The 14,527-nt window shown below is 73.0% G+C and carries 16 protein-coding genes; 4 read left to right on the top strand and 12 right to left on the bottom strand.

Going from position 1 to position 14,527, the window contains the following annotated elements:
- Positions 1–45 precede the first annotated feature (45 nt).
- Complete coding sequence (locus tag ACFY1S_RS10370; RefSeq protein WP_387115203.1) at positions 46–921, top strand: HAD family hydrolase; 876 nt, start codon at positions 46–48, stop codon at positions 919–921.
- 9 nt (positions 922–930) lie between these two features.
- Here the strand turns inward: ACFY1S_RS10370 and ACFY1S_RS10365 are convergent, their stop codons facing one another.
- The 10 genes from ACFY1S_RS10365 to ACFY1S_RS10320 all read right to left on the bottom strand — a co-directional run bounded on the left by ACFY1S_RS10365 (position 931) and on the right by ACFY1S_RS10320 (position 10,556).
- A complete protein-coding gene (locus tag ACFY1S_RS10365) occupies positions 931–1,827 on the bottom strand; it encodes a lysophospholipid acyltransferase family protein (protein WP_387116020.1) in 897 nt (298 codons plus the stop codon).
- A 203-nt stretch (positions 1,828–2,030) separates the two neighbouring features.
- Positions 2,031–3,107 carry an NAD-dependent epimerase/dehydratase family protein gene (locus ACFY1S_RS10360; RefSeq protein ID WP_387115200.1) on the bottom strand — a complete coding sequence of 359 codons (1,077 nt, stop codon included), beginning with the start codon at positions 3,105–3,107 and terminating at the stop codon, positions 2,031–2,033.
- Between the two features lie 161 nt (positions 3,108–3,268).
- Positions 3,269–3,370 carry a 30S ribosomal protein bS22 gene (locus ACFY1S_RS10355; RefSeq protein WP_007465623.1) on the bottom strand — a complete coding sequence of 34 codons (102 nt, stop codon included), beginning with the start codon at positions 3,368–3,370 and terminating at the stop codon, positions 3,269–3,271.
- Between the two features lie 214 nt (positions 3,371–3,584).
- On the bottom strand, positions 3,585–3,794 hold the full coding sequence (locus ACFY1S_RS10350) for a helix-turn-helix domain-containing protein (protein ID WP_007465625.1): 210 nt from the start codon (positions 3,792–3,794) through the stop codon (positions 3,585–3,587).
- 201 nt (positions 3,795–3,995) lie between these two features.
- Positions 3,996–5,180, bottom strand: a complete 1,185-nt coding sequence (locus ACFY1S_RS10345) for an ABC transporter permease (protein WP_387115197.1) — start codon at positions 5,178–5,180, stop codon at positions 3,996–3,998.
- Positions 5,177–6,094 (bottom strand): ABC transporter ATP-binding protein, encoded by a 918-nt coding sequence (locus tag ACFY1S_RS10340; protein WP_387115194.1) that lies wholly within the window; start codon positions 6,092–6,094, stop codon positions 5,177–5,179. Before ACFY1S_RS10340 ends, ACFY1S_RS10345 begins: the two co-directional genes overlap by 4 nt.
- Positions 6,091–7,485: an efflux RND transporter periplasmic adaptor subunit gene (locus ACFY1S_RS10335; RefSeq protein ID WP_387116017.1), complete on the bottom strand. Its 1,395-nt coding sequence runs from the start codon at positions 7,483–7,485 to the stop codon at positions 6,091–6,093. The genes ACFY1S_RS10340 and ACFY1S_RS10335 overlap by 4 nt, the downstream gene beginning before the upstream one ends.
- Positions 7,482–8,771 (bottom strand): hypothetical protein, encoded by a 1,290-nt coding sequence (locus tag ACFY1S_RS10330; protein WP_387115191.1) that lies wholly within the window; start codon positions 8,769–8,771, stop codon positions 7,482–7,484. Before ACFY1S_RS10330 ends, ACFY1S_RS10335 begins: the two co-directional genes overlap by 4 nt.
- Before the next feature lie 54 nt (positions 8,772–8,825).
- Entirely contained in the window at positions 8,826–9,626 is an 801-nt protein-coding gene (locus ACFY1S_RS10325; protein ID WP_387115188.1) for an alpha/beta fold hydrolase, read from the bottom strand.
- Between the two features lie 9 nt (positions 9,627–9,635).
- Complete coding sequence (locus ACFY1S_RS10320) at positions 9,636–10,556, bottom strand: proline dehydrogenase family protein (protein ID WP_387115185.1); 921 nt, start codon at positions 10,554–10,556, stop codon at positions 9,636–9,638.
- Between ACFY1S_RS10320 and ACFY1S_RS10315 the strand changes: the two genes are divergently transcribed.
- Genes ACFY1S_RS10315 through ACFY1S_RS10305 form a run of 3 tightly spaced genes read left to right on the top strand, consistent with a single transcriptional unit; the run spans position 10,555 to position 12,710 of the window.
- Positions 10,555–10,935, top strand: a complete 381-nt coding sequence (locus ACFY1S_RS10315; protein WP_364373052.1) for a hypothetical protein — start codon at positions 10,555–10,557, stop codon at positions 10,933–10,935. The genes ACFY1S_RS10320 and ACFY1S_RS10315 overlap by 2 nt on opposite strands.
- Position 10,936: 1 nt before the next feature.
- Positions 10,937–12,103, top strand: a complete 1,167-nt coding sequence (locus ACFY1S_RS10310; protein ID WP_364373049.1) for a glutathionylspermidine synthase family protein — start codon at positions 10,937–10,939, stop codon at positions 12,101–12,103.
- A gap of 19 nt (positions 12,104–12,122) precedes the next feature.
- Positions 12,123–12,710 carry a CGNR zinc finger domain-containing protein gene (locus ACFY1S_RS10305; RefSeq protein ID WP_364373046.1) on the top strand — a complete coding sequence of 196 codons (588 nt, stop codon included), beginning with the start codon at positions 12,123–12,125 and terminating at the stop codon, positions 12,708–12,710.
- Between the two features lie 27 nt (positions 12,711–12,737).
- Here ACFY1S_RS10305 and ACFY1S_RS10300 read toward each other — a convergent pair whose 3' ends face one another.
- Together ACFY1S_RS10300 and ACFY1S_RS10295 are read right to left on the bottom strand one after the other, a co-directional pair.
- On the bottom strand, positions 12,738–13,544 hold the full coding sequence (locus tag ACFY1S_RS10300; RefSeq protein ID WP_387115179.1) for a sugar phosphate isomerase/epimerase family protein: 807 nt from the start codon (positions 13,542–13,544) through the stop codon (positions 12,738–12,740).
- Positions 13,545–13,571: 27 nt separating this feature from the next.
- Positions 13,572–14,516 (bottom strand): Ppx/GppA phosphatase family protein, encoded by a 945-nt coding sequence (locus tag ACFY1S_RS10295; RefSeq protein WP_387115176.1) that lies wholly within the window; start codon positions 14,514–14,516, stop codon positions 13,572–13,574.
- Positions 14,517–14,527: the final 11 nt, after the last annotated feature.

Below are 14,527 nucleotides of genomic sequence, written 5' to 3'. Positions count from 1 at the left end.
CCCTCGCTGGAGGCATCTGCCGTACCGGGTGAGGAAGGGAGTCGCGTGGCGCGCAGCCGCAAGGTGACGGTCAGTACCGACGCCCACGGTCACACCGCCGGCTGGGCGGAGACCGACCTGGCGCCGGTGACGCCACCCGTACCGGACCCGAGCGCCGCGGCCTTCTTCGACGTGGACAACACGATGATGCAGGGCGCCTCGATCTACTGGTTCGCCCGGGGCCTGGCAGCCCGCAACTACTTCACGACCACCGACCTGGCCCGGTTCGCCTGGCAGCAGCTCCGGTTCCGGGTGCTGGCCCGGGAGCACGCAGGCGACATGTCGTTGGCCAAGGAGGCCGCGTTGGCCTTCGTGCAGGGCTGGCGGGTGGACGACGTGGAACGCCTGTCGGAGGAGATCTTCGACGAGCTGATGGCTCCCCGGATCTGGGCCGGCACCAGGCGACTAGCCCAGGGGCACCTGGACGCCGGTCAGCGGGTCTGGCTGGTGAGCGCCGCTCCGGTGGAGATCGGCCGGGTCATCGCCACCCGGCTCGGCCTCACCGGTGCGATCGGCACGGTGGCCGAGGTGGTCGACGGGGCGTACACCGGACGGTTGGTGGGTGACCTGATGCACGGGCCGGCGAAGGCCGAGGCGGTCACCCAGCTCGCGGCCGTGGAAGGGCTGGACCTGACCCGCTGCGCGGCCTACAGCGACTCGGCGAACGACCTGCCGCTGCTGTCGGCCGTGGGCCGGGCGGTGGCCGTGAACCCGGACGGCACGCTGCTGCGGCAGGCCCGGAAGCACGGCTGGGAGGTACGGGACTTCCGCACCGGCCGCCGAGCGGTCAAGATCGCCGTACCGTCGACGGCGGCTGCCGGGCTGGTCGCCGGCGCGGTCACGGCCGGGCTGGCGATGCAGCGCCGTCGCCGCGCCGACTGACTGCCCCGCTCAGGGGCCGAACGGGTCGGGGCGTCGCTCCAGCAGCGTGTGCAGGGTCTGCTGGATCGTCTCGCGGACCTGGTCGGCGAGGTTGAACACCACAAGCGGGTCGTCCGCCGAGTCGGTCAGGTGGGCGGTGGGGATCGGCGGGCAGAACTCGATGAGCCACTTGCTGGGCAGCGGCACCATGCCCAGCGGCCCGAGCCACGGGAAGGTGGGCGTGACCGGGAAGTACGGGAGCTTGAGCAGCCGCGCGAGGGGCTTGAGGTCGGCGAGCATGGGATAGATCTCCTCGCCGCCGACGATGGCGACCGGCACGATCGGGGTGCCGGTGCGCAGCGCCGCCGAGACGAAACCGCCACGGCCGAACCGTTGCAGCTTGTACCGGTCGGCGTAGAGCTTCCCGATGCCCTTGAAGCCCTCGGGGAACACGCCGACCAGCTCACCGCCGCCGAGCAGCCGTTCCGCGTCCGGGTTGCACGCCACAGTGCCGCCTGTCTTGCGGGCGATCTCCGACACCACGGGCATCCGGAACACCAGGTCGGCGCCGAGCAGCCGCAGGTAGCGGTGCGCGGGGTGCTTGTCGTGCAGCGCCGCCGAGAGGATCAACGCGTCCAACGCCACTGTGCCCGAGTGGTTGCCGACCACCAGGGCGGGCCCGTCGACGGGCACATGCTCCACGCCCGTGACCTCGGTGCGGAACCAGTCCCGGTAGAGCAGGCGCAGCAACGGGTGGAAGACCGCGTCGGTCAGATCGGGGTCGAAGCCGAATTCGTCCACCTCGTAGTCGCCGGAGAGTCGCCGACGCAGGAACGCCAGGCCGTTGGCGACCCGACGGTCCCACTGGTCACCTGGCCGGTCCGGGACGGCCGGCCAGGTGCCGCCGGGCCTCCCGCCGGTGGCCAACTCGCCACCCGCCGGCTCGTCGGTAGCCGCGGTGTCGACCTCGTCGGCCGGCGTCGGGGTCGGGGTCGGGGCGACCTGGGCCGCCGGTCGGTGTCCGTTGCGCCGCGCCGGCTCCGCGTCCGGCGCGGGCACCCCCTGCGGTACGTCGAACCGGCCGATCCCCTGCGGCTCCTGCCCCGGCCCGGTCACGCTGCCACCCTCGCTCACGACGACCGCTCCCGCACCGCGTCACGGACCTGACGGATGCCGTCCAGGACGAGCTGCTCGGCGGTGGCCAACTGTCCCCGGGTGACCACCACCCCGCCGTGGTGGGCGCGGATGAAGTCGTCGAACGCGGCGGCGGTGGAGCGGGGCGTGAAGCCGTACTCCTGCTCCAACCGGGTCGTGTCGACGACGCGGCCGTGCACGAAGAGGTCGACCTGGTCCAGACCGTACCTGCCGAAGCCCATGTTGCGGGCCAGCGCGGCGGCGCCCGAGAGCCCCGGCTCCAGCACCGGTACGGCCACCCGACCGGCCCGCCGGATCGCCTGGGACAGCGACAACACGCCCGGACCGGCCACGTTGTACGTGCCGGGGTGGTCCTCCACGATCGACCGGTGCAGCACCTCCAACGCGTCGTCGAAGTGCAGGAACTGCAGGCGCGGGTCGCGGCCGAAGACGGTGGGCACGAACGGCTGCGAGAAGTAGCGGGTCAACGTGGTGTCGGCGGTCGAGCCGATGAACGGGGCGAACCGCAGCACCGTCGCCGTGACGTCGGGCCGGCGGCGGCGGAAGCCGCGAACGTACCCCTCGACGTCCAGGATGTCGCGGCCGAAGCCGCCGCGCGGCACCTCACGCGGCTCGGTCTCCTCGGTGAACACGGCCGGGTCCCGGAACGACACCCCGTACGCGGCGGTGGAAGAGCGGACCACGAGCTTGCGCAGCCGGGGTGCCCGTTGACAGGCGGCGAGCAGCTGCATCGTGCCGATGACGTTCTGGTCCTTCATGCCCGACCGGCCGCCGAGCTGCGGGTCGGGGGCGCTGACCAGCGCGAGGTGCACCACCGCATCGACGTCCAGGTCGGCGAGGATTCCGCCGAGCGAGCCGGCGTCGACGCGGATCCGTTCGACCCGGTCCAGCAGGTCGGTGAACTCGGCGCCGGCCTCCGGGGCGTCCACCCCGATGACCCGCTCGATCCGTGGGTCGGCTGCCAGGCGGGCCGCCACGTGGGCGCCCAGGTAGCGGCTCACCCCGGTGACGACGACGACCCCCGGAGCACCTGAGGTGCTACCGGGGGTCATCTGACGCACCTACGCCGGCAGGAGAGATCGAGCCGGGACGACCACGGCCTGATCACCTGAGCCTCCGGAGGTCGACAGTTTGGCAAGTGACGCCGGACGCCGGGCCGCCGGAACTCCGGCGCAGCATGTGCCACCGGCCTGTCCGCCCAGCCCGGCGGCGATCACTTGCCGAGACGGCGACGCTGGACGCGGGTCTTGCGCAGCAGCTTGCGGTGCTTCTTCTTAGCCATGCGCTTACGGCGCTTCTTGACCACCGAGCCCATACGACAGCCTTTCGATACAACGTGCGGGGCGGACCGGATGACACCACGCAGGTGGCGACGGTGACCGCTTGCGGACAACGGACCGGACCAGTCTGGGCGGCAGGGAGCACCGGTGGGGTCTCGGTCGGGCTCCAGGGTAGCTGGAGAGCGTCAGCAGGACCAACGCGCCCCCGTCGATGCCGCTCACGTCGCACTCGATCGGCGCGCCGGTGGCTCAGGCGGTCTCCTGAAAGGCGCCCCGAAGATATTCGTGGACCGCGTGCTCGGGCACCCGGAAGGACCGGCCGACCCGGACGGCGGTGAGCTCACCGCTGTGCACGAGGCGATAGACGGTCATCTTCGACACCCGCATGACCGTTGCCACCTCGGCGACGGTCAGGAACTTGACCTCCGACAGCCGTCCGTCGGACTGCGACCCGGCCATGGCTCACCGACCCATCCCATGCCCGGCGCGTGCCAACCCGACGGATGCTCCGGGCCGGGCGGCGACGCGCGTGTTACCAGTACGGTAGCGGGGCCGCTGTGACCGGCGCGATCCCTTCGTACAACTGATCATGTTTTGGTCGCTGGTTCACCCGATCCGGCCTGCCGTTATCTCCCCCACCGCGCCGGTCGTCCGGTTGGGTTACTCGGCGCGCAGCGCGACCACCGGGTCGAGCCGGCCGGCGCGCTGCGCGGGGACCACCCCGAAGACGATGCCCACGGCCGCCGACACGCCGAAGGCGAGCGCCAGCGACCACCAGGTGATCGCCGCCGGGATCGGCGACAGCGCGTCCACCAGTAGCGCGGTGCCGACTCCCAACGCCATCCCGGTCAGCCCGCCGATCGTGGTGAGCAGCACGGCCTCCAGCAGGAACTGCACGCCGATGTCCTTGGGGCGGGCGCCGACGGCCTTGCGCAGCCCGATCTCCCGGGTCCGTTCCCGGACGCTCACCAGCATGATGTTCGAGACGCCGACCCCACCGACGAGCAGTGAGATGCCGGCGATGGCCGCGAGCACGCCGGTGAGGACACCGAGGATGTCGCCGAGCACCCCGAGGATCTGCTGCTGGGTGACCGCGCTGAACTCGGTGTCCGGGTGCCGCCGGTTCAGTTCGGCGACGATCCGCTCGCCCAGCTCGTCGATCCGCTCCCGGTCCGGCGCCTTCACGGCGATGCCGTCGACCCGGTGGGTACCCCAGAGCCGCTGCGCGGCGGTCACCGGGACGTGCACCTCGTCGTCGCGGTCGACGCCGAGGCTCTGCCCCAGCGGCGCGAAGACGCCGATGACGCGGAACCGCACCCCGGCCAGCGTCACCTGCTGGCCCAGCGGATCCCGGTCCGGGAACAGGGCGCGGGCCACCGAATCGCCGAGCACCGCCACCCGCCGGCTGGTGTCCACGTCCGTGCCGGTGAGGTAGCGCCCCCGGGCCAGCGAGCGGGTGAACACCGCGGGGGTGGTCTCCAGGACGCCCTGCACGGTGGTGAAGTCGGAACGGGCGCCGGCGCGGGCGGTCGCCCCCGAGGCGACGGTGACCGCCACCCGCTCGGGATCGCCGACCACGCGGGTCACCGCGTCCACGTCCTTGAGGGTCAACGGTGAGACGACAGGCGCGGTGCCCACCTCGATCTTGCCGGGGACGACGAGCAGCAGGTTGGAGCCGAGCCCCTCGACCTGCTGCTCCACCTTCTGTTTGGTGCCGGTGCCGATGGCCACCAGCAGCACCACCGAAGCCACCCCGATGATCACGCCGAGCATGGTGAGGGCGCTACGGAGGCGATTGGCCCGCAGCGCGTCCAGGGCCACCCGCCACGCCTCGGCGACCCTCACGCCGCACCGCCCTCGGGTTCGCCCCGACCGGCCTCACGCGTGTCGGCTCCGGCGTGACTCGGGCCGGGCTCGCGCGGAAGGCGCCCGGTGGCTCCGGCGGCGCCACCGGAGCCACCGGACGGGTGCCCCGGGCCGCTTCCGGAAACGGACCGGGGCTCCGCGCTGGGAGCGGGCACCAGTGTCTCAGGTCGACCGTGATCGACGGGCAGCGGCCGATCATGAGCGGCGCTGTCCGCCACGACCACGCCGTCGCGCATCGTGATCCGCCGCTGAGCGCGGGCCGCCACCTCCTGGTCGTGGGTGACCATCACCAACGCGACCCCGGACTCGGCGTTCAGGCGTTCCAACAGTTCCAGCACGGCGGCCCCGGTGACGCTGTCCAGGTTGCCGGTGGGCTCGTCGGCCAGCAGCACCGTCGGCTCGGTGACGAGCGCGCGGGCGATGGCCACCCGCTGCTGCTCGCCGCCGGACATCTGGTTGGGCCGGTGGTCGAGGCGGTGACCGAGACCGACCCGGCCCAGCATCGCCGCCGCCCGCTCCCGACGCTGCCGGGCCGACACACCCCGGTAGACGAGCGGCAACGCCACGTTCTCCACAGCCGAGGTACGCGGCAGCAGGTGGAACGCCTGGAAGACGAACCCGATGGTCTCGTTGCGCAGGGCGGCCATCTCGGGCGGGGACAGGGCGTTGACGTCCCGCCCACCGATCACGAGCCGACCGCCGGTGGGCCGGTCCAGCCCACCCAGCAGGTGCATGAGTGTGGACTTGCCCGAGCCGGACGGCCCGACCAGCGCCACGTAGTCACCCGGCTGCACTGTCAACGACACCCCGCGCAGCGCCTCCACCGACACCCCGTCGAGCTGGTACGTCCGGGACACGTCCACCGCCTCGATGGCCGGTGGGGATCCGGTCACCGGACCTCCTGGCCGTCACGGACCTGGTCGGTGCCGCGCACCACGATCCGGTCGCCGGGCTGCACGCCGTTGAGGATCTGCACCAGATCGGACCCCTGGACGCCGACGGTCACCGGTGCCCGGCCCGCCCTGCCGTCGCGGACCACCCAGACCGCGTCGCGGCCGTCGGCGGAGAACACCGCCGAGGCGGGGACGGTCACCGCGTCGGCGGCCTCGCGTACCCGCAGGTGCACGATCGCGTTCATGCCGGGGCGGGGCGCCGGGGCGGGCTCGTCCTCGGCCAGCTTCCCCGCGCCAAGCGTGAGGCGTACCCGGTAGGTGACCCCGCCCTGCGCGGAGCTTGTCGGAAGCACGTCGACCGACCGGACGGTGGCGTCGTAACTGGCACCCGTGACGGCCTCCAACTCGACGGTGGCCGGTACGCCGCTGCGGATCAGCAGCACGTCCGTCTCGTCCACCTCGGCGAGCAGCCCCAACTGCCCGGTGTCCACCACGGTCAGCACGGGCGTGCCGGCGGTGACCTGACCGCCGACGGTTACCGCGTCGTCCACCCCGGCCGGCGGCCCACCCTGGCCGGGGGCCAGCACGGACGGGTCGATGCCCGCCCCACCGGCCTGCTCCAACAGCCCGGCCAGGCCTGCGTCGGCGGCACCGCCGGCACGGGTGCCGCCCGGCTGCACCACCCCGGCGATCGGGGCGCGCAGCGTCAACGCGTCGACCGTCGCCTTGGCCAGGTCGTACGCCTGCTGGGCCTGGAGCCGCTGGGCCGCGGAGAGCGCGCCGACCGCGGAACTGAGCCCGTTGATCCCCCGCTGCACCGCGCGGACCGCCTGGTCGGCGCTGCGCGCGGCGGCCGCGTACTGCCGCTGCGCCGACGTCACCTGGGTCAGCAGCGCGTCGCGCAACTGCGGGTCGGCGATCTTCTCGGCGGCCTTGCGGGCGGCGTCGAACGCCTCGTCGGCGGCCTTGTCGGTGCTGCGTCGGCTGCCGGTCAGGTCGCCGGTGGAGGCACCCCGGCCAGCGCGCTTCGCGGCGGTCAGCGCCTCCTTCGCCTGGCGCAGGCGCTGCTGAGCGGACGGCGAGTCGACCACCGCGAGGACCTGGCCGCGCCTCACCTGCTGTCCAGGCTGGACGCGCAGGCTGGACAGGGTGCCGTCGGCGGGAGCCGTCAGGGTGGCAGCGGCCCGGGCCGTCACCGTCGCCGGGGCGTCGATCACCTCGGTGACCGGGTTGCGGGCGGCGGACGCCAGCGCGAGGTCGGGATCGTCGTCGCCGCAGGACGCGGCGGTGGTGGCGGTGAGGACGACGACGGCGGTCAGGGTGACGAGCAGGCGGGAGCTGCGCACAAATCGATCGTACGGCTCGCCGTCACGGCGACCGGGAGCCGTCAGGCGGCGGTGGCGCGGATGGACGCCGCGCACTCGTCGTGCAGCGTCGACCACCGCTCCCCGAACGCCTCCTCGGCTGCGGCGTCGAGGGTCCTGCGGTCGTGCACCACGGCCTTGAAGAAGGCGAGCAGCCGCTGCGGCCCGTACCTGTCGAGAAGGTGCCGCACGGCGAGGTAGCCGACCCCGTAGCTGCCGCCGACCCGCTCGGCGGACGCGTCGTCGGCCGGGGTGACGCCGTCCAACTTGCCGTCCCAGCCGCCCTTGACCAGTTTGCGCACCTCGGCGAGACCCTCGTACCTGTCGACGGGCTGACCGCCGGCGCCCGCGTACTCGGCAAGCCCTTCGACCAACCACCAGGTCAACTTGCCCGGGTAGCCGCGAGCCGGCAGGGACGCCGCGTGGGTCAGCTCGTGCCGGAGCAGGTCGTCGGTGCCGCTGCTGCTCAACCCGTCCGCGTTGAGGACCACCTCGTGGTGGCCACCGCCCACGGTGACCGCATACCCGCCGGTCCACTGTGGGCGCCCGCCGCCGTACCAGCGCTGCCACTCGGCGCGGCCGGCGTAGAAGATCCGGTAGCGGTCCGGCCGGGTGCCGGTGACCACGTACCCGTCGGCGACCGTTGCCGCCGCCTCGGCCTGGGCGAGCAGGCCTGGCAGTTTGCCGCGCAGCGCCGGCGTGGTGGCGACGATGGTCCGCGCGCCTACCGCCACGGCCAGATCGCTGATCTCCCACGGCCGGGTGCCGGTCTCGGCCGACTTGGATTCCTCCATGGCGACGAGCAGCGGCCGGTCGCCGTTCTCGCGCCAGCGGGTGCCGATGAGCACCGGGCTGGGCTGGCAGCCCGGTGCCACGAAGCAGTACTGGAAGCGCACCAACTGCCGCCACTCGCCGGGCTTGCCGACGACAGGCGCGGGAAGGCCGCTCGGTTCGGCACGCCAGACGGTCACCTGGAGCGCGCGCAGCGAGGCGAAGCGGCGGCGCAGGTCGACGTGCGCGGCCGGGTCGGCGATGGAGAGGTAACCGGCGCGGTCCCCGCCGAGCAGGGCCGTGGACTGCCGCTGAAGCTGGGCCGTCACCCGGTCGGACAGCCCACGGGCGACGGCTGTCGCCGGGTCGTCCGTCGCCGAGGCGCCGATCCGGCTGATCGTCGGTCGGCCCGCGGATTCGCGGATCACCCCGACGATCAGCAGTGCCGGCAGACCGCAGCCCAGGACCAGGACGATCACCAGAAACGCCGTCCACAGCGGCCAGAGCCGCTGCGGTGCCGGGCGCTGCTCCCCGTCAATCACCCGCCGAAGGGTACGACCATCGCGCCGCTCGGGCGAGGCCGGCCCCGGCGGGCCCTAGCCACCGGTACACACCGCGAGGAAGGCGATCAGCTCCTCGGCTGTCCGCTGTGGCCGGTCGGCGTGCGGATAGTGCCCGGCCTCCGCGATCATCCGGGCCTCGGCGACGCGGTAGAGCCGGCGGGCCGCCCGCGCCTCGGCGCCCGGGTCCGGGAAGTCGGGGTCCCGGGAACCCTTCAGCACCAGCACCGGTTGCCGCACCCGTGCGGCGCGGCTGGTCCAGTGCGGCTCGACCGGTGCGATCACCCCGCGCGTCGCAGCCATCCGGCCGGGCTCGCGCAGGGTGGCCACCATCGCCCGCCGGTACGCCGCGTCGTCGGCGGGCCGGTGCACCGGGAACAGCGTCCTGTGGAACATCCCGAACAGTCGCGGGCTGCGCAGCACGGCCCGCCGCGTCAGGCGCAGCAGCGGGTTCACCGCCGGCTGACCGACGAACGCGCCGATCTGCACGAGGCCGGAGACCAGTTCGGGCGCTTCGGTGGCGGCGAAGACCACCGCCGCGGCGCTGGACGAGCTGCCGACCAGCACTGCCGGGCCGGCGTCGAGGTCGCGGACCACGGCCAGCAGGTCGCCGCAGACCTCGGCCGGCGCGTACGAGGACCAGCAGACGCTGGACTCCCCGTGCCCCCGCACGTCCACCGAGGCGACCCGGTGACCGGCGGCCACCAGCAGTGGCACGAGGTGCCGGAAACTCGCCCTGGTCTCCCCCATGCCGTGCGCGAGGACGACAAGCGGCCCGTCGCCGTGCACCTCGTACGCGATGTGCCCGCCGTTACGCCGCACCCGGCCGGTCGTCACAGCCCCGGGCTACTTCTTGGAGACCAGGGCGCGGCCGAAGAACACCAGGTTCGCGGGGCGCTCGGCGAGGCGGCGCATCAGGTAGCCGTACCACTGGTCGCCGTACGGCACGTAGGTGCGCACGGTGTAGCCCTCGCCAGCCAGCCGGGCCTGCTCCTCCGGGCGGATGCCGTAGAGCATCTGGAACTCGAAGCGCTCCGGCCCCCTGTCGAACCAGCGCGCCCGGTCCTCACCGATGGCGATCATCCGCGGGTCGTGGGTCGCCAGCATCGGGTAGCCGTCGCCCGACATCAGGATGTTCATGCAGCGCACGTACGACCTGTCCACCTCGCGGGTCGACTGGTACGCCACCGACTCGGGCTCCTTGTAGGCGCCCTTGCACAGCCGGACCCGCGACCCGGCGTACGCCAGCTCCCGGCAGTCCGACTCGGTCCGCCGCAGGTACGCCTGGAGCACCGCGCCCGTCGACGGGAAGTCCTTGCGAAGCCGGCCCAGCACCTCGAGCGTCGAGTCGGTGGTGGTGTGGTCCTCCATGTCCAGGGTGACCGTGGTGCCCGCCGCGTCGGCGGCCGCGCAGATCGCCCGCGCGTTGTCGTACGCCAACTGCTCGTCGAACATCTGGCCGAGGGCGGAGAGCTTCACGCTCACCTCGGCCGCCGGGGTGAGCCCCGCGCCGGCGAGCATCTTGAGCAACCTCAGGTACTCGTCCCGGGTGGCGGTGGCCTGCTCGGGGGTGACGGTGTCCTCGCCGAGGTGGTCGAGGGTGACCGCGAGGCCGTCGTCGACGAGCACGCGGGTCGCGCGCAACGCGTCGTCGGTGGCGGCGCCGGCGACGAACCGGCGGACGACGTCCCGGGTGTACGGGGCGGTCGCGACGAGCCGCTCGACCTGGGATGACCGGGACGCGGCGAGGATGACGGAACGGAGCATGAGCCGAGCGTATCGCCCCTGCCAGGGGCTCCGCCGAGGGGCGGCCGGGCCGCTCGACGCGGGGGGCGGGGCGGCGGTGGTGGCGCCGATCGGCTACAACGATGCCGTGGACCAACGCCCCCGCCGCCGGCTCCGGTCGGCCTCCGTGCAGCTCGGCGCGCTCACCGCTCTCGCGCTCGCCCTCTCCGGCTGCAACATGACCTCGGACGACGACGATGACGACGACTGCGCTCTCGGGCCGGTAGGGGGCGGCGAAACCGTCGCGCTGGCGATGCGGGTGCCCGCGCCGGCCGCCGGTCGCGCCGCCCCGGAGCCGACCACCGCGGCCCTGCCCGATCGCGGCGGGTTCGGCACCCACCTCGCCTCCTGCGGGGGCTGAGGTGCGCCGCGAGACGGTCACGCCGCGCGAGGACTGGGACGCCACCATCAGGTCCCAGGGGCTCGTCTACGTCGACACCGAGCTGCCCGACGGCGGCATCATGTCGTACTGGGACGAGACCGCCGCGTACGCCTTCGACCTGGACGAGGTGCTGCGGCTGGAGGAGGCCACCGAGGAGCTGCACCGGATGTCGGTGGCGGCCGCCGAGCACGTGGTGGCGCAGCGCCGGTACGCCGAGTTCGGCATCCCCGAGTGGGCGGCCGAGGCGGTGGCCCGGTCGCTGCGGGAGACGCCACCCACCCTCTACGGGCGCTTCGACCTGGCGTACGACGGCACCTGGCCCCCGAAGATGCTCGAGTACAACGCGGACACCCCCACCGCGCTCGTCGAGGCGAGCATCATCCAGTGGTACTGGCTGGAGCAGACCCGACCCGAGCTGGACCAGTGGAACAGCCTGCACGAGCGGCTGGTCGGTGCCTGGGCCAAGATCGGGGCCGGGTTGCACGACCCGCTGGTGCACGTGCTCTGGTCGAACGAGGAGGAGTCCGGCGAGGACCACATGACCGCCGGCTACCTCGCCGAGACCGCCCGGCAGGCCGGCCTGAGCGCCGAGCTGCAACCCATCCAGGACATCGGCTGGGACGGCCGCCGGTTCGTCGACGCCGACGACCGCCCGGTGACCACCTGTTTCAAGCTCTACCCGTGGGAGTGGATGCTTGCCGAGCCGTACGGGCCGGCGGCGCTGGCCCCGGGCACCCCCACCACGTGGATCGAGCCGGCCTGGAAGTTGCTGCTGTCCAACAAGGCGCTGCTCGCCGTCCTCTGGGAGCTGTACCCCGGTCACGAGTACCTGCTGCCGGCGTACCTCGACTCGCCGCGCGGCATGACGGAGTACGTGGCCAAGCCGCTCCTGGGCCGGGAGGGCGGTTCGGTGCGCATCGTCACCGCCGATGAGGAGATCACCAACCCGGGCATCTACGGCGACGAGGGCTGGTGCTACCAGGAGTTCCGGGCGTTGCCGCAGTTCGACGGCAATCGGGTGGTGCTGGGCAGCTGGATCGTCGACGGCGAGTCGGCAGGGGTGGGGGTGCGCGAGAGCGCCAGCCTGATCACCGACGGCTACGCGCGGTTCCTGCCGCACTACATCGACGCGCCACGCACCCCGTGAGTCGTCTACCGTTGGGGGCGTGAACTTCGACGCGTACGCCCGGACCGGCGTTGACCTGGTCAACGCCCGCCTGGACGACCTCGACGACCTGCGGGCTCTCTTCCCCGACGAGAACGCCTGGATGCGCGACGAGGTCGCGGAACGGGACGTCACGATCTTCCGACGGGCCCAGAAGCGGCTGCGTGACGTCTTCGAGTACGGCACCTCGGGGCGTGACGCGCAGGCGGTGACCGAGCTGAACGCGCTGCTCGAGGCGTTCCCGGTGCAGCCGCGCATCTCCGGGCACGACTCCAGCGACTGGCACATGCACGTGACCAGCCGGGGTGCCTCGGTCAGCGCCGAGTACCTGGCCGGCGCGGTCTGGGGGCTGTCGGTCTGGCTCTGCGAGTACGGCAGTGCCCGGTTCGGGGTCTGCGCCGACGAGCGGTGCGGCAACGTCTACCTGGACACGTCGTCGAACTGCTGCCGGCGGTTCTGCTCCGAACGCTGCGCGACCCGGTCGCACGTGGCGGCGCACCGGGCCCGCAAGCGGGCCGCCGTGGGCGAGCAGGTGACTGTCGCCGCCCAGCCCACGAGCGGCGCCGACTCCCTAACCCCGGTCAGCTGACCCACCGCCCGGTGGGTGACGGGCGGGTCAGGCGTCGACCGGGGACGGCGCCGTCAGGTGCTGGCGGGCGAACTCCAGCGCGGCGCGCAGGTCCGCTTCGCGCACCGCGCGGCTCTTCGCGCCGCGGGTCGCTACCTCCACCGCCACCGACCCGGTGAAACCCCGCCCGGCCAGCGAGGAGAGCAGCTCGCCGCAGGGCTGCGTGCCGCGCCCGGGCACCAGGTGCTCGTCGCGGCCCTCGCCGGTGCCGTCGCCGAGGTGCACGTGCGCCAACCCGGCGCCCATCCGGTCGGCCATGTCGAGGGGGTCGCTGTGCGACGCCGCGCAGTGCGACAGGTCAAGGGTGTACGACGGGTAGCCGGTGTCGGTCGGGTCCCAGCCGGGGACGTACGGGACGAACTGCCGGCCCGCCATCCGCACCGGGTACATGTTCTCCACGGCGAAGCGCAGCCCGGTGAACCGTTCCGCGACAGTGGCCAGACCCTCGGTGAAGTGCCGCGCGTAGTCGCGCTGCCAGGTGAACGGCGGATGCACCACGACCGTGGGCGCCCCCAGCGATTCGGCCAGCTCGGCGGCCCTGCGCAGCCGCTCCCACGGGTCGGGGCTCCACACCCGCTGGGTGACCAGCAGGCAGGGCGCGTGCACGGACAGCACAGGCACGCCGTAGTGCGCCGACAGGCCGCGTAGGGCGCCCGCGTCCTGGCTCACGACGTCCGTCCAGACCATCACCTCGACGCCGTCGTAGCCGAGCGCCGCGGCCAGTTGGAACGCCGCCGCGGTCGGCTCGGGGAAGACCGACGAGCTGGACAGGAGCACGGGAACGCGGGAAGTCACATCAGCCAGCGTAGCCCGGTGCCGCGATCAGATCGGTTCGAGTTGATCCAACCGGCGGAGGATGACGCCCTCGCGCAGCGCCCACGGGCAGATGTCGAGCGAGTCCAGATCCAGGCGGCGCATCACCGCCTCGGCGACCACGGCGCCGGCAAGCAACTGGTGTGCGCGGCCCGCGCTGACCCCCTCCAACTCCATCAACTGGGCCGGCGGGATGTGCCTGATGAACCCGATGACCTGCCGCAACCCGGCCCGGGTCAGGCTGCGCCGCACCCAGAGCCCGGCCCCGGACGGCGCCGCCCCGGCCAGTCGGGCCAGGGTGCGGAACGTCTTCGAGGTGGCCACCGTCCGGTCCCAACCCACCTCGGTCATCTGGTCGACGACCTTGTCCAGCCGGCTGTCCACGTACTCCCGCAGCTTGTCGACGGCCTCGGCGGACGGCGGCGTCGCGCTGTCCGGTGCGACCCGCAGCCGCTCCCGGGTCAGTCGCCCGGCGCCCAGCGGCAGCGAGACCGCGACGTCCGGGTCCTCGTCGATGCCGGCGGCGATCTCCAGCGAACCGCCGCCGATGTCCAGCACCAGCAGCCGACCGGCCGACCAGCCGAACCAGCGCCGCACGGCCAGGAAGGTCATCCGCGCCTCGTCCGCGCCGGAGAGCACCGCGAGACGTACGCCTGTCTCCTCCCGGACCCGGGCGAGCACGTCGGCGGCGTTCGTGGCGTCGCGTACCGCGGAGGTGGCGAACGCGATGAGGTCGTCGGCGTCCAGCCCGGTGGACGCCGTCTTGGCCATTCCCACGGCCTTGACCAGGCCGTCCGCGCCCGCCTCGGTCAACGCGCCGTCGGGGCCGATCTGCTCGGCCAGCCGGAGCACCACCTTCTCGGAGTGTGCGGGCCACGGGTGCGCGCCGTGGTGCGCGTCCACCACCAGCAGGTGCACCGTGTTGGATCCGACGTCGAGGACACCCAGTCGCATGGTGAAGACCC

It is taken from the genome of Micromonospora sp. NPDC000663 (assembly GCF_042898105.1).
GTDB lineage: Bacteria > Actinomycetota > Actinomycetes > Mycobacteriales > Micromonosporaceae > Micromonospora.
The sequence above is the reverse complement of the archived record's forward strand: the minus strand, read 5'-3'. Positions and strand labels throughout refer to the sequence as shown.